Origin of the sequence: Streptomyces sp. NPDC001549, from assembly GCF_042894025.1 — a bacterium.
In the GTDB taxonomy this organism is placed as follows: Bacteria; Actinomycetota; Actinomycetes; order Streptomycetales; family Streptomycetaceae; genus Streptomyces; species Streptomyces kutzneri.
On record NZ_JBIAVJ010000038.1, the window covers coordinates 1 to 18,254 of the forward strand.

Sequence of the window (18,254 nt, forward strand, 5' to 3'; positions counted from 1 at the left end):
ACACCACCTTTTCGATCATCTCGACTGGGGGCTCAAGTCATACCGGGGCCGAAGGCCGGGAGCCTCATTGCGAGGCCACGAAGACGGTAACGGGGGCGCCCCGCCAGGCGCCCCCACCCCGTCGGCCCGGCTACGGCTGTGGCTGCGCGGGCGCGTGTGGGTCGGACAGGCTCCGGCTCATCCAGACGTCGTCGACGTAGGCCCCGTCCAGCAGGAACTCCTCGGGCAGGACACCGGCCACCGCGAAGCCGCATCGTCGGTAGAGCCGCTGCGCCGGCTCGTTGTGGCCAAGCACGCGCAGGTTGATACGGCGGGCACCACCGGCCCGCGCGGCGGCACAGACAGCCTCGACGAGGGCCTGCCCGACCCCGCCGCCCCGGGCGGATTCGAGGACCGCCAGCCCCTGGATGTGACGGACGTGCCGATTGGTTTCGAGGGGGCTCGCCGGGGCGTGGGCGATGTACCCGACGATCCTCTGCCCGCGCTCCGCGACGAGGAAGCTCTCCACGGGGTGCCGCTCGTCGAAGACGGCCGCGTCGGCCGGGCGCTCGGGGCCGGGTTCGCTCACGCGCGACCACGCCGAGCGGAACAGCTCCAGTATCTCGCGCTCGTCCTCCGCCCGAGCAGGGCGAATCACCACGTCCAATGCCATGCCGTCATGCTAACGACGGCGGAGGGGCACCCGAATACGTCCCGTACCCGAGTGCCCCTCCGCCGTGCGGCGCATGAAGGAGACGGTCTACGCCGTCTAGTCGACCTCGGCCACCGCCTGCGCGAACTGCGCCGCGTACAGCCGCGCGTACGCGCCGCCCGAGGCCAGCAGCTCCTCGTGCGTGCCCTGCTCCACGATCGATCCGCTCTCCATCACCAGGATCACGTCCGCGTCGCGGATCGTGGAGAGCCGGTGCGCGATCACGAAGGACGTACGGCCGCGCGCGAGGCGGGCCATCGCCTTCTGGATCAGCACCTCGGTACGGGTGTCCACCGAGCTCGTCGCCTCGTCGAGCACCAGGATCACCGGCTCCGACAGGAACGCCCGGGCGATGGTGATCAGCTGCTTCTCGCCCGCGCTGACCCCCGCGCCCTCGTCGTCCAGCACGGTGTCGTAGCCGTCCGGCAGGGTGCGGATGAACCGGTCCGCGTGGGCGGCCCGCGCCGCCCCCTCGATCTCGGCGCGGGTGACCTCGCGCGAAGCACCGTAGGCGATGTTCTCCGCGATGGTGCCGCCGAACAGCCAGGTGTCCTGGAGCACCATGCCGATGCCGCCGCGCAGTTCCTCGCGGGTCATCTTCGCGATGTCCACCCCGTCGAGGGCGATCTCCCCGCCCGTGACCTCGTAGAACCGCATCAGCAGATTGACCAGCGTGGTCTTTCCGGCGCCGGTCGGGCCGACGATCGCGACCGTGTGGCCCGGCTCGACCGTGAGCGAGAGGTTCTCGATCAGCGGCCTGTCCGGCTCGTAGCGGAAGGCCACCTTGTCGAAGGTGACCTGACCGCGCAGTTCCTGCGGACGCTCCGGAACCTCGGCGTCCGCCTCCTGCTCCGCCGCGTCCAGCAGCTCGTACACCCGCTCCGCCGAGGCGACACCGGACTGCACGAGGTTCGCCATCGAGGCGACCTGCGTCAGCGGCATCGAGAACTGCCGCGAGTACTGGATGAAGGCCTGCACGTCACCGATCGACAGGGTGCCGGAGGCGACGCGGAGCCCGCCGACGACGGCTATCAGCACGTAGTTGATGTTCGAGATGAAGAACATCACCGGCTGCATGACGCCGCTGACCAGCTGCGCCTTGAAGGAGGCCCGGTACAGCGCCTCGTTCTGCTCGGCGAAGACGGCCGCGGACTCCTTCTGCCGGCCGAAGACCTTGACCAGGCTGTGGCCCGAGTACATCTCCTCGATGTGGGCGTTGAGCGCGCCGGTCGCCTTCCACTGCGCCACGAACTGCGGCTGCGACTTCTTGCCGATCTTCGCGGCGACGAAGACCGACAGCGGTACGGTCACCAGCGCGACCAGCGCCAGCAGCGGCGAGATCCAGAACATCATCACCAGCACGCCGACGATGGTCAGCAGCGAGTTCAGCAGCTGGCCCATCGTCTGCTGGAGCGTCTGGCCGATGTTGTCGATGTCGTTCGTGGCCCGGCTCAGCACCTCGCCGCGCTTCTGCTGGTCGAAGTACGACAGCGGCAGCCGCGACAGCTTCGCCTGGAGCTCCTCGCGCATCCGGTAGACGGTGCCGTTCATGACGTGGTTCGACAGCCGCGTGGCGACCAGCATCAGCAGGCCGGCCAGGGTGAAGACCACCAGCGCCCAGATCGCGACGACCCCGACGGCACCGAAGTCGATGCCCTGCCCCGGGGTGAAGTCGGTACCGGCGAGCATGCCCGCCATACCGTCCTGGCCCCGGGCGCGCAGGCCGTCCAGCGCCTGCTGCTTGGTGGTCCCGGCCGGCATCTCGCGGCCGACGATCCCCGCGAACACCAGGTCGGTGGCCTCACCGAGGATCTTCGGGCCGACCACCGCGCAGCCGACACTGCCGACGACGGCCGCGACCATGCCCCAGATCTTGGCCCGGTCGTACGCGAGCTGACGCAGCAGCCGCTTGCCCGAGCCCTTGAAGTCCATGGACCGCTGGGCCGGCCCCATCATCATCCGTCCTCCGGGCCCGCTCATGCGGCCTCCGCCTCCGTCAGCTGGGAGAGCACGATCTCCCGGTAGGTCTCGTTGCCGGCCATCAGCTCGTGGTGGCGTCCCTCACCCACGACCTGGCCCTCGTCCAGGACGATGATCCGGTCGGCATCACGGATCGTGGAGACCCGCTGGGCGACGATGACCACGGTCGCGTCCTCGGTCTCGCGGGCGAGCGCCGCGCGCAGCGCCGCGTCCGTCGCGTAGTCCAGCGCCGAGAAGGAGTCGTCGAAGAGGTAGATCTCCGGGCGCTGCACGAGCGTGCGGGCGATGGCCAGACGCTGGCGCTGGCCGCCGGAGACATTGGTTCCGCCCTGGCTGACGGGGGCGTCCAGGCCACCCTCCAGCGCGGAGACGAACTCCTTGGCCTGGGCCACCTCCAGCGCCTGCCAGAGCTCTTCGTCGCTCGCGTCCGGGCGCCCGTAGCGCAGGTTGGAGGCGATGGTCCCGGAGAACAGGTACGGCTTCTGCGGCACCATGCCGACCGTCCTGGCCAGCAGGTCCGGGTCGAGGACGCGGACGTCCTCCCCGTCGACGAGGACCTCGCCGCCGGTCGCGTCGAACAGTCGCGGGACCAGGCCCAGCAGCGTGGACTTGCCGCTTCCGGTGGAGCCGATGACCGCCGTGGTCTCGCCGGGGCGGGCCACCAGGTCCACCCCGCGCAGGACGGGGGCCTCGGCGCCCGGGTAGCGGAAGTCGGCGCCGCGCAGCTCCAGGCGGCCACGGCGGGCGAGTTCGCGCACCGGGTCCTTGGGCGGGACCACGCTGGACTCGGTGTCCAGGACCTCCTGGATGCGCTCCCCGCAGACCTCGGCGCGCGGCACCATCATGAACATGAAGGTGGCCATCATCACGGCCATGACGATCTGCATCAGATAGGCGAGGAAGGCCGTCAGCTGGCCGATCTCCATGCCGCCGCTGTCGACGCGCATCGCACCGAACCAGATGACGGCGACGCTGGAGATGTTCACGACCACGATGACCGTGGGGAACATGTAGGCCAGCAGCTTGCCGGCGGACAGCGAGATGCCGGTCAGGTCGGCGTTGGCCTCGCGGAAGCGGTCCTTCTCGTAGTCGTCGCGGACGAAGGCGCGGATCACCCGGTTGCCGGTGATCTGCTCGCGCAGGACCCGGTTCACGGTGTCCAGGCGCACCTGCATCTGGCGGAACAGCGGCCGCGTCCTGAAGACGATCGCGCCGACCGAGATCCCGAGCACCGGGACGACGGCGAGCAGTACGCCCGACAGCTTCACGTCGAGCGAGAGTGCCATGGCGATACCGCCGACGCACATGATCGGGGCCGAGACCATCAGGGTGAAGGTCATCAGCACCAGCATCTGGACCTGCTGGACGTCGTTCGTCGTACGGGTGATCAGCGACGGGGCACCGAACTGGCCCAGCTCCCGCGCCGAGAAGCTCTGCACGCGGTCGAAGATCGCGGTACGGACGTCCCGGCCGAAGGCCGCGGCCGTGCGGGCGCCGTAGTAGACGGCTCCGACGTTGCAGACGAGCTGGACGAGGGAGACACCGAGCATCAGCGCGCCGAAGCGCAGGATGTAGCCGCTGTCGCCGTTGACGACACCGTTGTCGATGATGTCGGCGTTGAGTGTGGGCAGGTAGAGGCTGGCGCTGGTCTGCAGCAGTTGCAGCAGGACCAGCACCGCGATGGGTTTCCGGTACGTACCCAGATGGGTCCGCAGAAGTCGTATGAGCACGCGCAGGCTCCGGTCGGCATGATCGAGGGGTTCAGCCCATCTTGGGCCAACCGGCCCTGTGATCCCCACCGGATTTCGCAAAGGCCGGTCAAAAGGACCAGCCCGCCCCGACCCGCGACGTAGGCGGTCACAGCACTAGAACGCCCCGGGGTGGATCTGCTCCCGCGTCGCGATGTACTGCTGGCGCACCGCCTGCCACGCCGGGAACTCCTCGCCCGGCTCGAAGACCTGGGCCGCGGGGGCCGGCCAGACCGGCGGGGTGTGCGGGGCCAGGGTGCCCTGCGCCACACCGAGCGCCCAGGCCGCCTGGCGGGCCGCGCCCAGCGCCGCGTAGTCGGCCGGCGCCGGTACGACGACCTGCGTACCGAACAGCCCGGGGGCCGCGGCCTGCACGGCGGGCAGCTCGGCCGCCGCGCCCAGCAGGAACACCCGGCGGATCTCGACCCCGCGCGAGCGCAGCACGTCCAGCGCGTCCACCAGCCCGCACAGCATGCCCTCGAAGGCGGCCCGGGCCAGGTGCTCCGGCTTCATCGAGTCCCGGCGCAGCCCGGACAGGGTGCCGGCGGCGTGCGGCAGGTTCGGGGTCCGCTCACCCTCCAGGTACGGCAGGAGTACGAGGCCGTGCGCGCCCGGCGTCGACTTCAGCGCGAGCTCGGACAGCCCCTCCAGATCGGTGCCGAGCAGCTCGGCGGTGCCGCGCAGCGCCCGTACGGCGTTGGAGGTGTTCACCACGGGCAGGTGCATGCCGCTGGCGTCGGCCAGCGAGGTGACGAGCCCGCCCGGCTCCGACACCGCCTCGTGGTGCACCGCCATCACCGAACCGGAGGCACCGAGCGAGACCACCGCGTCGCCGGGGCCCAGCCCCAGCCCGAGCGCGGCGGCCATCGTCTCGCCGGTGCCGGCGGAGATCAGCAGCCCCTCGGGCGTGGTCCCGGCGGCATCGGCCGGGCCGAGCACCTCGGGCAGCAGCGCCCGGTGCCCGAGCGCCAGCTCGACCAGGTCGGGGCGCCAGGTTCCGGTGGCCGCCGACCAGTACCCGGTACCGGAGGCGCCGCCGCGGTCGGTGGTCCGGCGGGCCGGGCGGCCCAGCAGCTGCCAGACGAGCCAGTCGTGCGGGGACATCAGCACGGCGATCCGGCGGGCGGCCTCGGGCTCGTTGCGGGCCAGCCAGGCCAGCTTCGCGACCGGCTGCGCGGAGTGCGGGACCGAGCCCACCGCCTCGACCCAGCCGTGCCGGCCGCCGAAGGCGTCGATGAGGTCGGCGGCGGCGACCTGGCCGCGCTTGTCGTTGCCGACGAGGGCGGGACGCACCAGAGCGCCCTGCGGGTCCAGCGGCAGCAGGCCGTGCTGCTGGGCGGAGACCCCTATGGCCTGGACCCCTTCGAGGAGCCCGCCGCCGGCGGCCTCGCCGAGCGAGAGCAGCCAGGCCTGCGGGTCGGTCTCGTGGGGGTGCGAGCCGGCCGGTTCACCCGTGGGCTGTGGATGGGGTGCGTACCCCTGGCGCAGCACGGCGCCGGTCTCGGTGTCACAGACGACGATGCGTGTGAACGCGGAAGAGCTGTCCAGCCCGGCGACTATCCCCATGCGGTGAATTCTGCCGCACGCGGGGCCGGACTCGACCGGTCCGGAGCCCCCGGAACCTCATGGATCCCGCGGGCCCCAGCACGGACCTGTGCAGCTCAGGTGTTGCTGGTGCCCCAGTCGTCCTCGCCGGCGCCGCCGCCGACCCGGTTGCGCAGCCCCCGTACCCGCCCGGCGAGCGAGTCCGGGACGGCGTCGCCGACCTTGTGGCTCACCGCGGTGAAGGCCTTCCCGGCGAACTCGCGCCCGGTCTGGCCCGCGGTCTCGGCGGCATTGCGCACCGCGGGGTTCTGCGCGAGCTGCCGGGCGGACTTCCGCAGCTGCTCGTAGCGCTCGCGTCCGGCCCGGGTTCCGAGCACGTACCCGAGGGCCAGTCCGACCACGAACGTGACCTTGTACCGCATGCCTGTCACCCTTCGTCGTGTGGTGCCCGGCCCGCTGTCGATACCGATTGGCGGAGCACCCCCCTGCTTGCGCTAATCTATGACTCGCAACGGGCACTCGCCCCCCGGCAACGCCGGAGGTGGGCTGTTCGATGCACCGCAGCAATCCCCTGTAGCTCAATTGGCAGAGCAGCCGGCTGTTAACCGGCAGGTTACTGGTTCGAGTCCAGTCGGGGGAGCGCGGTCCCCTGTAGCTCAATTGGCAGAGCATTCGGCTGTTAACCGGAGGGTTGCTGGTTCGAGTCCAGCCGGGGGAGCAAGGAAGAAGAAGAGGACCCTGAGGGGTCCTCTTCTTTTCTTTGTCGCCCCGTCCGGAACCGGACAGCCCTCAGCGCGGTCTCTCTGAACAGGCGAAGCCGATCATGCGAGGCATCCGAGGCAGGAGATCGTATGAGCGGCTATGCTGCGGCAGACGGCGCGCACACGTGTACGCGCCACGCCGTGAAGGGGCGGTAGCTCAGCCGGTTAGAGCAGCGGACTCATAATCCGTCGGCCGTGGGTTCGAGTCCCACCCGCCCCACCACAAGCCGCAGGTGCAGAAACGATCGCACCTGCGGCTTTGGCGTTTCCGGGTCCTGTGCGCCGTCACGGCGGCCGGGCTCGGGTGTGCCAGTGGTGCAGCCCCGGCCACATGGCCGGAAGCTGCACCACTTCCTCATCGGGCGAGGACGAGCGGTCGGCGGGGTAATCCAACGGGGAGGCGGGCTACGTCGCCGGCTGCCGGGAGTCGAACGTTACGCGGCCACTCACATGCGCAGCAGCCGCACGGTGAGCGCCCGGTACTGGTGCAGTGCGCGGCGCAGCTCGTCCGTCTGCGCGTCGGTGCCCTGGCCCTGCCAGCTCGCACCGAGGGCGTGGCGGCGTTCCTCGAGCGTGGCCGCGAGGTGGGTGGTGGCCTCGGCGAAGGCGCTGTCGGCCTGCTCCACCGCCTGGCGCGGACTCTCGACGAAGGTGCTGAGGCACTGCTGGAGTTGCAGGGTCAGCTTGTCTCGTACGTCCTGCGGGAGAAGGTGCTCAGAGGTCGGGGTCTGCAAGAGGGCCTCGGCGCTGATGAGCGGCTCGCCCGGCTCCTGGGCCGGTGCGGGGCGAGGTGCGGGTGCCGGGCCGCGCGGGTCACGCCGCCCGGGAACCTGCCTTCGGGGCGGGGTCTGTCGTGCGCGCTCCTGGTCGTAGGTCATCGCGGGCCGCTTCCCTTCGCGTGGTGTCGCCCCGGAGGATGCCGGCGCGAGTCGTCCGGATGTTCCGCCACCAGGGCGTCGAAGAGGCCCCGGCCCTCGATCATGGCCCTCCGCATCTCCTCGGTGCTCTCCTGGCCGTCCACCGCCCTGTGCATGCGGCGATAGCCGTCGACGTGGCTCGCGTGGTGGACGGAGAGCGCGGCGAGCTGTTCTTCGAAGGGCCCGCCGCCGGGGAAGCCCCGGTCCTTTGCCAGCCGCGCCAGCAGCGCATCGGCCTCCGTGACCGATTCCTGAGGGGAATCGACGAACCGCTGCTGGATTCCGGCCCATTGGGCCGCGTACTGCTCGCGGGCCCCTGCCGGCAGCGGCTGCTCCTTGACCGCGCCGTGCTGCTTCATGCGGGCGCCGAGTTCTCGGCCCGCCGCCATGGTGTCGCCCTTGTGGCGGGTCACGGGGCGGTCGTACTCGGGCCCGAAGCGGCGCCTCGGACTACGCCCGCCGCGGCCCCGCCCGAGTGCGGCGAAGAAGGCGGCTGCCAGAGCGACGACAGCTCCGGCGATGATCACGGCCCTGGACATGGCCGCCCTCTCCGGCTCTTGGCTCGCCAGTGGCTCTGCTGCATTCCCGTCAACCCCTGTCGGTTCGTACCGCATGGTGGTGGGTCACCGCCTGAAAGCGTTTTTGATCTTCTCGCCGGACTGCTTCAGGTTGCCGGCCGCCCGGTCGGCCTTCGCCCGTCCAGCCGATCGCTTGTTGTGCGTGGTCAGGCCGGTACTGTCCGTGATCCTTCCCTGGAGGGCGTGCATTTTGTTCCTGATCCTCTGGGCGATGCCCATGGCGGCGGTCCCTTGCTCGGTCCGATGGGTGGGCTCCCTGCGGGTGTTCCGTGGTTTCGGCTGTACCGGCGACCGTTGTGCCCGCTGCCGCCGCGCACGACGAAGCCGAACCCGGTCAGAGCCGGTATGAGCCGGAGGAGGAGAAGCCGGATGGGGCGTGGCCGGGACCTCCACAGCGGTCACAGGGATGGTTCCTGCGTTTCGCGAGGTCCGGGCGAAGCGGAAGGTGCAGGGCGGCTCCCCGGAGGCTTCCCGGGTGGCACGGCCCTACGCCGTCGTCGTCAGTCAACGCCTGGCCATGTTCCTTGTCAATGGACCCGAGTGGCTGGGGAGTTCCGGGACTTCTGCAGGGGCGGGTGGGGTGAACGGTTGTCAGCGTGATCCAGTGCGCGCTATCCCGGAGCTCCCCGCGGGGCTACGCTCTTGTGCGAGGCCCCAGTCCCCGGCAGCGATGTCCCATTCCGCTACGGGAAGGCCTGCCGTGTTCGTCATGCTTCTCATCCTCGCCGTGATCCTGTTCGCCCTCGGCTACGCGTACCCCCTCCTGTGGGTGGCCGCCGCCCTGTTGGTCTTTGGCCTCGTGCACTACGGCAGAAGGGGCTCCGGCTACCGGGGCCACGGCGATGACGTCGACTACCGGGACTACCGCTACTACCGGGATCAGCAGGACCGCTGGGACCGCCGCTACAGCCGGCAGCGCCGCGGCCGTTGGAATCGACAGGACCGGGGCGACCGCGAACGCCACGGGTAGCAGGCGACACCCTCCCCGCCGTACGCGCGCTGCGGCGGGGAGGGTCAGCCACCCAGGCCGGTGAGAGGTTCCGTTCCGTCGACGAAGGCGCGGGCCAGGTCGGACAGGCGGCGGTTGTGTGCGCGGGCGTAACCCCGCAATGCGGTGAAGGCCTGCTCCATGTCGATGCCCTGGCGTTCGGCGAGTTTGCCCTTGGCCTGCTCGATCAGGACCCGGCTGTTCAATGCGGTCTGCAACTGCTCGTTGAGGAGGCTGCTGCGTTGGGAGGAGCGTTGCTGCAGGAGGCTGATCGTGGCGACGTCGGCCAAGGCCTGGGCGATGGGTGTGGCGGCGGGGTCGAAGGGCCCGGGTGTGGCGCGGAACAGGTTCAGGGCACCGACGACCTCGTCCCGCAGGCGCATCGGCAGAGCCTGGACCGCCGAGTAGCCGCTGCGGCGGGCCTGCAAGGCGAAGCGGGGCCAGCGGGCGGCTTCCGCGCTCAGGTCCGTCACCGTGACGGGCGCCCCGGTGCGGAAGCAATCCAGACAGGGACCTTGGTCGTTCTGGAGCTGGAAGAGTTCGAGCAGGCGTACCTCCTCGTCGGAGGCGGCCATCACGCGGAGTTCACCGGCCCGGTCCGCGAGGAGAACACCTGCCGCACTCACGCCGAGCATGCCGACGCAGCGGTCGGTCAGCAGGCGCAGGAAGTCGATCAGGTCGAAGTCCGCGACCAAGGTGTCCGCCAGTTCGACGAACGTCTTGGCAAGGAGCTGCTCATTCATCGCACGCACCTTCTGTTGTCAGGCATCGTCGGCCGTGCCGAAACCATCGTCCGTGCTCGGCGGGAACCGGAGCCGCCGGGCCACCACGTCGGCGGCCACCTCGGCGAGCCGGCGTTCGTGGGTGTAGGCGTAGGCGCGCAGGCGGATGAACGCCTCCTCGATGTCCACGCCGAGCTGGACGGTGAGCATGCCGGTGGCCTGGTCGATCTCGGCGCGGTGGCCGCCCAGATCCTCAAGGCGGCCGTCCGCCGAGCATGGGGCCGGCGGGTTTCCGTCCGGCCGCGTGCCCACCTCGCCGAGCCGGGTGCCGAGAAGGACGAGGGTGGCGGTGTCGGCGAGCACCATCGCATCGGCCAGTTGCTCTGAGTCCAGCTCGACCGGCACACCGGAGTACAGGTCCAGGACGCCGGGGCTGATGGCACCGATCTGGAGCGGGAACGAGAACACCGATCCCGCGCCGGCGGCGTTCGCCTCGGGGGCGAACACGGGCCACCGCCGGCGCTCTTCGTCCCCTCGCAGATCGGATGCCAGGACGGCCGACCCGAGGGCGTAGGCATCCACGCACGGACCTTCGCCCAGAGTGAGCTGGAGTTCTTCGAGCCGCTCGCTCACCAGGTCGGTACTGCACAGCGGGTGGCCGGCCGCGGTCCGGGACATCGCCGACACTCCGGCTCCACCGATCGGAAGCGTGGCCACCGCAGCGGTGCACACATCCACCACGGCGACCCGCGCGCCGCGCAGGGCTGCCTGTTGGGCCACCAGCACCTTGATCCTCACCGTCCGGTCACCGGTCATCGCGCCTGCCTCCAGGCACGGGGGCGGTGCGCCGGGCCGCCCGCGGCAGCGACTTCCGCGCTTTCCCCGGGGGGGCGGGACCAGCGCCTGGAGCACTGCCGTACCGGGCGGCCTCGCGGCGAGGTGCCCGTCACGCCACGCCGCGCAGGGCTGCGGTGACCGGGGGAACGGCGGGGGCAGGAGGACTGCCGAGCAGGAAACCGGAGCCGGTGATGCCGATGAGCCGGGCCAGCACGCGCGGCGGGTGGTGCAGGTGCAGGGATCCTCCGGCCGCCGTGAGCTGTTGCCACGTGGAGAGGAAGACGTTGAGGCCGCTGCAGTCGCAGAAGGTGAGCGCAGTCAGGTCGATGTCGACGGTACGGGCGCCGTCGCGCAGGCACTGCGTCAGCGTCGCGCGGAGCGGGTGGACGGTGTCCAGGTCGAGCTCTCCGGTCACAGTGATCAGCGTCCGGCCGATCTCGTCGTACCGGCGGGTGTTCGGATTTGGCATGCGCATGGCGGTGCCTCGGTTCAGGACCGGCCGGGCAGCGCCGTTCGGTGCCGGACTTCCCGGCCCTTCGCGGCTCTTCCGGTGCGGGTGTGCTCGCTCAGCGGGCGAAAGGCCGGTCCAGCAGCCTGTGTTCCAGGACGGAGGGACGAACCGTGCCCTCGCACGCACCGGGCGGTCGGACGGGGAGGTCCGTGCCGCGATGCAGACTTCGATGACAGGCAACGCGCCGTCGGGGGCTGGAACGTCCACGTTTCTCCGCAGCATAGCCCGGTCCCGGTGCCGGCGGACGGGCGGAAGCAGCCCTCTCGTGGCCGGTTGCCGACCGGCGGGCGAGCGCCATGCCGTGCGCTCCACCGGCAAGCCGCAGGTGCAGAAACGATTGCACCTGCACCTGCACCTGCACCTGCGGCTTTGGAGTGTTCAGGGGCGCTGGCGGTCTAGAAGTCCTCCGTCTCGTCCGTGAGGTGGCGCAGTACGTCCGTCAGGTCCTGCCGGCGGGCGAACGCCACCCGCTGGCGGTGGGCTCCCGAGCCGTCGCGCAGGAGGCCCGCCAGGGTCTTGGCGGCGTGGTCGAGGTCGCCGGCGGCGGCCAGTTCCGGGGCGATCAGGTCCAGCAGGGCCTCCGCGAGGTCCGCCGCGGGGAGTTCCGTCCCCGAGTACGGGTCGAGGCCGAAGCCCTCCAGGCCGTCGTGGGCCGCCCGCCAGCGCGCGAGGCGCAGTACGTCGTCCCGTACGGCCGGTTCGGGGCGGCGCTCCGCGATCTCGCGCAGCGCCGTGGAGACCAGTGCGCGGGCCAGTTCGGCCTGCAGGATGGCCGAGTCGATGTCCGGGGACATGTCGGGCGCCCGGATCTCGAGCGTCGGCCAGTGCCCGGAGGGGCGGAGGTCCCAGTAGACCATCTTGGTGTCCAGGGCCGCCCCGGAGCCGAGCAGGGTCTGCACCGAGCGCCGGAAGTGCGCCGTGGACGTGAAGTGCGGGGGCAGGCCCGCCGAGGGCCAGCCGGACCAGGCCATCGCCCGCCAGCTGGCATGACCGGTGTCACGGCCGCCCCAGAACGGCGAGTTGGCGGCCAGCGCGATCAGCGTGGGCAGCCAGGGTCTGATCCGGTTGGACACGGCCACCGCCGTGTCCACGTCAAGCGTGCCGATGTGGATGTGGCGGCCGCAGCTGACCAGCGTGTCGGTGAGCGCGCCGAACCGGCGGTGCTGCTCGCGCTGGCGCGGCTCGTCGTCGGTCAGGTGCAGCGGCCCCTCCACGGCGACCACCGGCGAGGGGGCGGCCAGCAGCCGGCAGCCGTGGGCGCGGGCGGCCCGGCCGAGGGTGCGCCGCAGGGCGGCGAGCTCGGCGCGCAGCGAGGCCGCCGAGTGGGCTATCGGGGTGGATATCTCCACCTGGTAGCGGGTGCCTTCGGGGTGGAGTTCGCCGGGCAGCCCGCCGGCCGTCGCCAGGACCAGCGGGGCGGCGGGAACCACCCGGAAGCTGCGGGCGTCGACGAGCAGGAACTCCTCCTCGACGCCGACGGTGAGGGGGACGGTGGTGCGCACCGTGTTCTGCGCCGTGCCGGTGCTCGTGGTGCTGTTGCCAGGTTCGATCACTACGCCTCCCTGGACATACGAGTCTTTTCATCATGAGCTGAACCCGAGGTGAGGAGCGCACGTCGATTCAGTCAAATGTCCGGTGATAGTGGCGAGTTACCGGTAATACGCCGCCCGGGCCGGGAGCCCGGGGCCGGGTGTGGCGACTGTTGCCGGTGTGTGAAGGGGCCGAAAATCCAGGAGGGCGGCGGACGGCCGGTGGTTATTATCCGCTGTGACCCGGACGACCGCCCCACCCCAGCTCTGGCAGCGCATATTCGCCGACCTCACCCCGCTGAGCGCATCCGCGGACTACCGGCGGCTGTGGTTCGGCGGAACCATCTCGTGGGTCGGTCAGGCGATGACCACCCTGGCGATATCGCTCCAGGTCTACGACATCACCCGGTCCAGCTTCTCCGTCGGGCTCGTCGGCCTCTTCTCGCTCGTCCCGCTCGTCGTCTTCGGCCTCTACGGCGGCGCGATCGCCGACACCGTGGACCGGCGCAAACTCGGCCTCTACAGCTCGATGGGCGCCGCCGCGCTGTCGGTCGTGCTCGCCGCCGCCGCGCTGCTCGACTTCCACCGCGTCTGGTTCCTGTACGCCGTCGTCGCGCTCCAGGCGGTCTGCGGGGCGCTCACCGGACCGGCGCGGTCCGCCATGATCCCGAGGCTGCTCCCGGTCGAACAGCTGCCGGCCGCCAACGCCCTGAACTCGGTGACCATGACCTTCGGGTCGATGGTCGGCCCGGCCTTCGGCGGGTTCATCGTCACCGTCGCGGGCTACGAGACGGCCTACCTGATCGACGCCGTCACCTTCACCGCCGCGCTCTACGCGATGTGGAAGCTGCCGTCGATGAAGCCCGACCGGGCCGAGGGCGCCCGGGGAAGGGCCTCCGTTCTCGACGGACTGCGCTTCCTCGGCACCCGGCCGAACATCCGGATGACCTTCTTCTCCGACCTGGCCGCCATGGTGCTCGCCCAGCCCCGGGCGCTGTTCCCGGCCATCGCCGGGCTCTGGTACGGCGGCGGCCCCGGTACGGTCGGCCTGCTGGTCGCCGCGATGGCCGCCGGGGCGCTGCTCGGCGGGCTGTTCTCCGGCTGGCAGGGCCGCATCCGCCGGCACGGGCTGGCGATCCTGCTCGCCGTCGCCGGCTGGGGGCTGGCCGTCGCGGTGTTCGGGATCACCCGGAACCTGTGGCTCGGCATGTTCTTCCTGGCCCTGGCCGGGTACGCGGACACCGCCTCGATGGTGTTCCGCACGACCATGCTCCAGGCCGCCACCCCCGACGACATGCGCGGCCGCCTGCAGGGCGTCTTCATCATCGTCGTCGCGGGCGGACCCCGGCTCGGAGACTTCCTCGCCGGGACCACCGCCGACCTGATCTCCCCGACCGTGGCCGTCACGGGCGGCGGACTGGCCTGTGTACTGGTGCTGGGCCTGCTCGCGCTGCGCTGGCGCAACTTCGCCCGCTACGACGCCCGCTCCCCACAGGCCTAGCCGCCGGGACCGCCGGGGCCGGGCGGGATCGCGTTCGGCGCCCGGCGGGGAGCGCCCCGGCACACACCCGGCCCCGGCGCGACCGGCCGGGCTACGCGTCCACCGGTTCCCGGGTGCGGTCGCCGCCCTCGGCGCCCGTGTTGGGGGTGCCGGCCGGCTCGAAGAGCAGGATCTGCGCCTCCTCCTCGGCCGCCGGGCAGTGTTCGACCCCGCGCGGGACCACGTACATCTCGCCGGGGCCCAGGACCACGTCCCCGTCGCGCAGGCGGATCGTCAGGGTGCCCCCGACCACCAGGAAGAGCTCGTCGGTGTCCTCGTGGGTGTGCCAGACGAACTCGCCCTGGAGCCGGGCGGCCTTGACCTCGTAGTCGTTGACGCGGGCGATGCGCCGCGGGGCCCAGCCGTCGAAGCTGCCGCAGAACCACCCGCTGGTGGACAGCATCGAGGGCATGGTGGTCACGGATCACGACGGGGCCGGGCGCGTACGGCTGCTGCTGGCCAGCGACGACAACGAGCTGGCCCAGCAGGTGACGCGGCTGTACCGGGTGGACGTCCGGCTGCCGCAGCGCAGGCGTTAGGCCGACAGGGGCCGGGCCGGGCCGACGATGCCGCGGGCGACCCCCAGGGCGACCAGGTCCTGGGGGCGCACGCGGAGCTGGTCCGCCGTGGCGGGCGCGGCCGACGGGGGCCGCTTGAGGATGGCCGCCGCCAGTTCCGGGGCGATCACCGAGAAGTAGCTGTCCGGGGTGACCCAGGTGTTCCCGGGTGCGGCCAGCGCGAGGGCGCCGCCCGAGCCGCCCTCGCCGATCAGCAGGGTGGTGACGGGGACCGTGGCCGCGGCCAGCGCCGCGAAGGTGTCGGCGATGGCCGCGCCCGCGCCCGCGTGTTCGGCGGCGGCGTCGTTGGCCGCGCCCGGGGTGTCCACCAGGGTGAGCACCGGGATGCCGAGGCGGTCCGCGAGGCGGATGACACGGGCGGCCGTACGGTAGCCCGCCGGGCGGGTGGCGGTGCCGCACTGGGCGGCGTAGGCGACGGCGCGGCCCTCGCGCAGCCCGAATCCGCACAGCATGCCGGGGTCGGTGCCGCCCGCCCGGTCCCCGGAGAGCGGCAGGCGGAGCTCGAAGTACGCGTCCAGGTACGCGGCGGCGTGCGGCCGGCCGGGGTGCCGGGCCTGCAGGACGGCGTCCCAGCCGGTCCGCGGAGGTGCTACGTCCGCCAGCGCGCCCGGCGGTTCGACCGGCCCCGCGGGGCGGGGCGCGGCCAGCACGCGGAGCCAGTCGGCGAGGGTGCCCGGCAGCTCGGCGGCGGGCACCACGGCGTCCACGTGACCGGCGGCGTACTGGCCTTCGGCACAGTAGGCCGCCGGATCCGCGTCCGCCGGACGCACCCGGGACCCGGCGAAGCCGACCTGGGCCCCGGGGAGCGCGAGGACGACATCGGCCCCGGCCCCCAGGGTGGCCCAGCCGCCGCCCGTGGTCGGATCGCGCAGGACGGCGAGCTGGGGGAGCCCCGCGGCCCGGGTCAGCACGCACTGGCGGGCCACACGCTGGAGCTGGGTGAGGGCGAGCATGCCCTCCTGCATCCGGGAGCCGCCGGTGGCGATGAGCGAGACGAGGGGGAGCCGGTGCTCGCGGGCGTGGGCGTACGCGGCTTCGAGCCGGTCCCCGGTGCGCTGCCCCAGCGAGCCGCCGAGGAAGCCGAACTCGAAGGAGATGACGGTGGCTTCGTGGCCGCCGACCCGGGCGGTGCCGGTGACCACGGACTCCTGCTCGCCGGTGCGCCCGGCGGCGCGGGCGCGGGAGTCGTCGTAGCCGGTCCACTCCAGGGGGCCGTCGGCTGGGGACTCCCGCCGGGGCGCGGGGAGTTCGGTGAAGCTGCCGGGGTCGGTCACGGAGGCGATGGCCGCGCGGGCCGAGAGGCGGGTCGTCACGGGGTCACCCTAGGGGCTGCACCCGCGGGGCGGTCAGGGGGAGGGACCGGGGGAGGAGGGCCGCGGTGAAGAAGAGGGCGCCGAGCGGCAGCAGATCGAGGCTGACGGCGGTGGTGGCCGTGCCCAGCACCACCATGACGGGTCGCCAGGGGCTGACGCGGCGCTGGACGGCGAGGTGGACCAGAAGCCAGAGGAGGCCGGCGTAGAAGAGCATCGGGCCGACGGTGTAGACGGCGGGGAGCACCCCGGGGTGGCTCTGGATCTCCTCGAAGAGCCGCGCCATCTCCGGGCGGTCGGCGGCGCGGAAGCCGACGACGAGGTCGATGGAGGCCTGGGCGGCGACCGCCAGGGTGCCGGTCAGCCCGAGCAGGGTGGCGGCGCCGGCGCCGAGGCGGCCCGCCCCGCGGGCGGGCCCGGTCAGCCGGTGCAGGGCCGGGAGGATCAGGGCGAACTGCAGCACCCCGGCCAGCAGGAGGACGTGGCCCGCGGTCCAGGCGGGGCCCGGGCCGTGGCCGGGGTCGCTGAGCCGGATGGCGCCGTAGGCCAGCATGCACAGGGGGGCGGTGACGAAGGCGGCCCGGGTGAGGGTCGCACGGCGGTGGCTCAGCGGCTGATGGGTCATGTACTGATGATTTCGGCCGTGGCGTCGACCCGTATCCGGCATGACCCCGAGGCCACCCCGAGCCGCCCCTGACCCCGCCCGGGCGCCTCACCCGAGGGTCGGCAGGGGGAAGGCGATCTTGAGGGCGTAGGCGGCGACCAGGCCGTAGCCGAGGCGGAAGGTCCAGACGCGGGCGCCGTCCGGGACGCGGGTGCCGGCGAGGGAGCCGAGCGTCACGAGTGCCTGCTGCCAGAGGAGGGAGGCGGCGCCGACACCGAGGAGGAAGGCGGCGCCGGCCGGGCCCGTGCCCAGGGTGGCGCCCTGGGCGGTGGTGAGGGCGGCGAAGTAGAGGGCGGTGGTGGGGTTGAGGGCGGTGAGGCCGACGTACCGGGCGAAGGCCCTGGCCGGCCGGGCCGGGGGCGGGGCGGACGCCGGGGCCGGGGCCTGGGCGGGGGCCTGGGCGGGGGCCTGGGCCTGGGCGGGGGCCGGGGCCGGAGCCTGGGCGGGGGAGGCCCCGGAAAGGCCGCGCGCCGCGATGACCAGCAGGATCACCGCCGAGGCCAGCCGGACCCAGGCCTCGACCGGAGAGATGTGGGAGGCCACCCAGGGCCCCAGGGCCGTGGCGAGGGCAGCGTAGCCGAGGTCGACCGCCGCGATTCCCGCGGCCGCGGCCACGGCCGTGCGGCGGTCGCGCATCGCCTCCTGCAGCAGCAGCACGCTCATCGCCCCCATGGGCATCGCCACGCCCAGCCCCGCGGCCGCGCCCGCCAGCGTCGGTGTCATCAGTTCGCTCATGGGGCGAGCGTCGGGCCCGGCCTGCGGGGGATGAGCGCGCATACCGGGCCCGGCTGCGAGAATCGCGGTATGGACCGCCTCGACAGGGAAATCCTCGGCATCCTGCAGCAGGATGCGCGGATCTCGTACCGCGACCTGGGAGTCCGCGTGGGCCTCAGCGCCAACGCCACCGCCGACCGGGTACGGCGGATGCGCCGCGAAGGGGTGATCCGCGGGTTCACCACGATCGTGGACCCGGCGGCCGACACCGCCGGCGGGCTCGTCGTGTTCATCGACGTCACCCTGCGCCAGGACACCACCAACGAGGAGTTCGAGCGGCAGGTCGCCAAGCTCTCCGGGATCACCGAGGTCGTGCACGTGACCGGCGAGCACGACTACCTCGTACGCGCCCGGGCCGCCGACCCCGCCGCCCTCGACGGGCTGCTCCGCCGGATGAAACGGGAGGCGGGGGTGGCCCAGTCCAACACCCGGATCGCGCTGCGCGCGGCCACCCGGCCGGGTCAGTCGCCGGGGTGGTCCGGCCAGTTCACGGGGTAGCCGTTCCGCTCGTGGACCTCGGAGAGCACCTGGACGCACGCGCCGAGGTCGGAGTCCGTCCGAGGCCGGACACGTCGGTCGTG

General features: G+C 72.2%; 20 protein-coding genes and 3 tRNA genes. 7 read left to right on the forward strand and 16 right to left on the reverse strand.

Going from position 1 to position 18,254, the window contains the following annotated elements:
- Positions 1-130: 130 nt before the first annotated feature.
- From ACFY04_RS39255 to ACFY04_RS39275, 5 genes are all read right to left on the reverse strand, one after another.
- On the reverse strand, positions 131-652 hold the full coding sequence (locus ACFY04_RS39255) for a GNAT family N-acetyltransferase (protein WP_389125014.1): 522 nt from the start codon (positions 650-652) through the stop codon (positions 131-133).
- A gap of 96 nt (positions 653-748) precedes the next feature.
- The gene (locus tag ACFY04_RS39260) at positions 749-2,671 is read right to left on the reverse strand and encodes an ABC transporter ATP-binding protein (protein ID WP_389125018.1); all 1,923 of its coding nucleotides are present in this window, start codon (positions 2,669-2,671) and stop codon (positions 749-751) included.
- Complete coding sequence (locus tag ACFY04_RS39265) at positions 2,668-4,401, reverse strand: ABC transporter ATP-binding protein (RefSeq protein ID WP_389125021.1); 1,734 nt, start codon at positions 4,399-4,401, stop codon at positions 2,668-2,670. Before ACFY04_RS39265 ends, ACFY04_RS39260 begins: the two co-directional genes overlap by 4 nt.
- Positions 4,402-4,536: 135 nt before the next feature.
- Entirely contained in the window at positions 4,537-5,985 is a 1,449-nt protein-coding gene (locus ACFY04_RS39270) for an FGGY family carbohydrate kinase (protein ID WP_389125025.1), read from the reverse strand.
- 95 nt (positions 5,986-6,080) lie between these two features.
- On the reverse strand, positions 6,081-6,386 hold the full coding sequence (locus ACFY04_RS39275; RefSeq protein ID WP_389125028.1) for a YtxH domain-containing protein: 306 nt from the start codon (positions 6,384-6,386) through the stop codon (positions 6,081-6,083).
- Between the two features lie 145 nt (positions 6,387-6,531).
- On the opposite strand from ACFY04_RS39275, the gene ACFY04_RS39280 reads away from it, so the two are divergent.
- The 3 genes from ACFY04_RS39280 (at position 6,532) to ACFY04_RS39290 (ending at position 6,948) form a co-directional block, all read left to right on the forward strand.
- Positions 6,532-6,604: transfer RNA gene (locus tag ACFY04_RS39280), tRNA-Asn, on the forward strand.
- Between the two features lie 5 nt (positions 6,605-6,609).
- Positions 6,610-6,682 (forward strand) — tRNA-Asn (locus ACFY04_RS39285).
- A gap of 189 nt (positions 6,683-6,871) precedes the next feature.
- Positions 6,872-6,948: transfer RNA gene (locus ACFY04_RS39290), tRNA-Ile, on the forward strand.
- A gap of 223 nt (positions 6,949-7,171) precedes the next feature.
- On the opposite strand, the gene ACFY04_RS39295 is transcribed toward ACFY04_RS39290, so the two are convergent.
- The 3 genes from ACFY04_RS39295 to ACFY04_RS39305 form a co-directional block, all read right to left on the reverse strand.
- Positions 7,172-7,603 carry a hypothetical protein gene (locus tag ACFY04_RS39295; protein WP_389125031.1) on the reverse strand — a complete coding sequence of 144 codons (432 nt, stop codon included), beginning with the start codon at positions 7,601-7,603 and terminating at the stop codon, positions 7,172-7,174.
- Positions 7,600-8,181, reverse strand: a complete 582-nt coding sequence (locus ACFY04_RS39300; protein WP_389125034.1) for a hypothetical protein — start codon at positions 8,179-8,181, stop codon at positions 7,600-7,602. Before ACFY04_RS39300 ends, ACFY04_RS39295 begins: the two co-directional genes overlap by 4 nt.
- An 84-nt stretch (positions 8,182-8,265) precedes the next feature.
- Positions 8,266-8,439 carry a CsbD family protein gene (locus ACFY04_RS39305; RefSeq protein ID WP_389125037.1) on the reverse strand — a complete coding sequence of 58 codons (174 nt, stop codon included), beginning with the start codon at positions 8,437-8,439 and terminating at the stop codon, positions 8,266-8,268.
- A gap of 490 nt (positions 8,440-8,929) precedes the next feature.
- On the opposite strand from ACFY04_RS39305, the gene ACFY04_RS39310 reads away from it, so the two are divergent.
- Positions 8,930-9,190 carry a hypothetical protein gene (locus ACFY04_RS39310; RefSeq protein ID WP_389125040.1) on the forward strand — a complete coding sequence of 87 codons (261 nt, stop codon included), beginning with the start codon at positions 8,930-8,932 and terminating at the stop codon, positions 9,188-9,190.
- A gap of 44 nt (positions 9,191-9,234) precedes the next feature.
- On the opposite strand, the gene ACFY04_RS39315 is transcribed toward ACFY04_RS39310, so the two are convergent.
- The 4 genes from ACFY04_RS39315 to ACFY04_RS39330 form a co-directional block, all read right to left on the reverse strand.
- A complete protein-coding gene (locus tag ACFY04_RS39315) occupies positions 9,235-9,951 on the reverse strand; it encodes a GAF and ANTAR domain-containing protein (protein ID WP_389125043.1) in 717 nt (238 codons plus the stop codon).
- An 18-nt stretch (positions 9,952-9,969) separates the two neighbouring features.
- The gene (locus tag ACFY04_RS39320) at positions 9,970-10,746 is read right to left on the reverse strand and encodes a GAF and ANTAR domain-containing protein (protein WP_389125046.1); all 777 of its coding nucleotides are present in this window, start codon (positions 10,744-10,746) and stop codon (positions 9,970-9,972) included.
- Positions 10,747-10,876: 130 nt separating this feature from the next.
- Entirely contained in the window at positions 10,877-11,236 is a 360-nt protein-coding gene (locus ACFY04_RS39325; protein WP_389125049.1) for an STAS domain-containing protein, read from the reverse strand.
- A gap of 437 nt (positions 11,237-11,673) precedes the next feature.
- The gene (locus tag ACFY04_RS39330) at positions 11,674-12,831 is read right to left on the reverse strand and encodes a glutamate--cysteine ligase (protein WP_389125052.1); all 1,158 of its coding nucleotides are present in this window, start codon (positions 12,829-12,831) and stop codon (positions 11,674-11,676) included.
- A 214-nt stretch (positions 12,832-13,045) separates the two neighbouring features.
- Here ACFY04_RS39330 and ACFY04_RS39335 point away from each other — a divergent pair, with 214 nt between their 5' ends.
- Positions 13,046-14,308 carry an MFS transporter gene (locus ACFY04_RS39335; protein ID WP_389125055.1) on the forward strand — a complete coding sequence of 421 codons (1,263 nt, stop codon included), beginning with the start codon at positions 13,046-13,048 and terminating at the stop codon, positions 14,306-14,308.
- A 91-nt stretch (positions 14,309-14,399) separates the two neighbouring features.
- On the opposite strand, the gene ACFY04_RS39340 is transcribed toward ACFY04_RS39335, so the two are convergent.
- Positions 14,400-14,750 carry a cupin domain-containing protein gene (locus tag ACFY04_RS39340; protein ID WP_389125058.1) on the reverse strand — a complete coding sequence of 117 codons (351 nt, stop codon included), beginning with the start codon at positions 14,748-14,750 and terminating at the stop codon, positions 14,400-14,402.
- Positions 14,751-14,757: 7 nt separating this feature from the next.
- Here ACFY04_RS39340 and ACFY04_RS39345 point away from each other — a divergent pair, with 7 nt between their 5' ends.
- On the forward strand, positions 14,758-14,886 hold the full coding sequence (locus ACFY04_RS39345; protein WP_389125061.1) for a hypothetical protein: 129 nt from the start codon (positions 14,758-14,760) through the stop codon (positions 14,884-14,886).
- Here the strand turns inward: ACFY04_RS39345 and ACFY04_RS39350 are convergent.
- The 3 genes from ACFY04_RS39350 to ACFY04_RS39360 form a co-directional block, all read right to left on the reverse strand.
- On the reverse strand, positions 14,883-16,238 hold the full coding sequence (locus tag ACFY04_RS39350) for a carboxyl transferase domain-containing protein (RefSeq protein ID WP_389125064.1): 1,356 nt from the start codon (positions 16,236-16,238) through the stop codon (positions 14,883-14,885). The genes ACFY04_RS39345 and ACFY04_RS39350 overlap by 4 nt on opposite strands.
- A gap of 4 nt (positions 16,239-16,242) precedes the next feature.
- Positions 16,243-16,860 carry a hypothetical protein gene (locus ACFY04_RS39355; protein WP_389125067.1) on the reverse strand — a complete coding sequence of 206 codons (618 nt, stop codon included), beginning with the start codon at positions 16,858-16,860 and terminating at the stop codon, positions 16,243-16,245.
- Positions 16,861-16,947: 87 nt separating this feature from the next.
- Positions 16,948-17,634, reverse strand: coding sequence for a LysE family transporter (locus tag ACFY04_RS39360; RefSeq protein ID WP_389125070.1), 687 nt, complete (start codon positions 17,632-17,634; stop codon positions 16,948-16,950).
- 69 nt (positions 17,635-17,703) lie between these two features.
- Between ACFY04_RS39360 and ACFY04_RS39365 the strand changes: the two genes are divergently transcribed.
- The gene (locus tag ACFY04_RS39365) at positions 17,704-18,171 is read left to right on the forward strand and encodes an Lrp/AsnC family transcriptional regulator (protein WP_389125073.1); all 468 of its coding nucleotides are present in this window, start codon (positions 17,704-17,706) and stop codon (positions 18,169-18,171) included.
- Positions 18,172-18,254 lie beyond the last annotated feature (83 nt).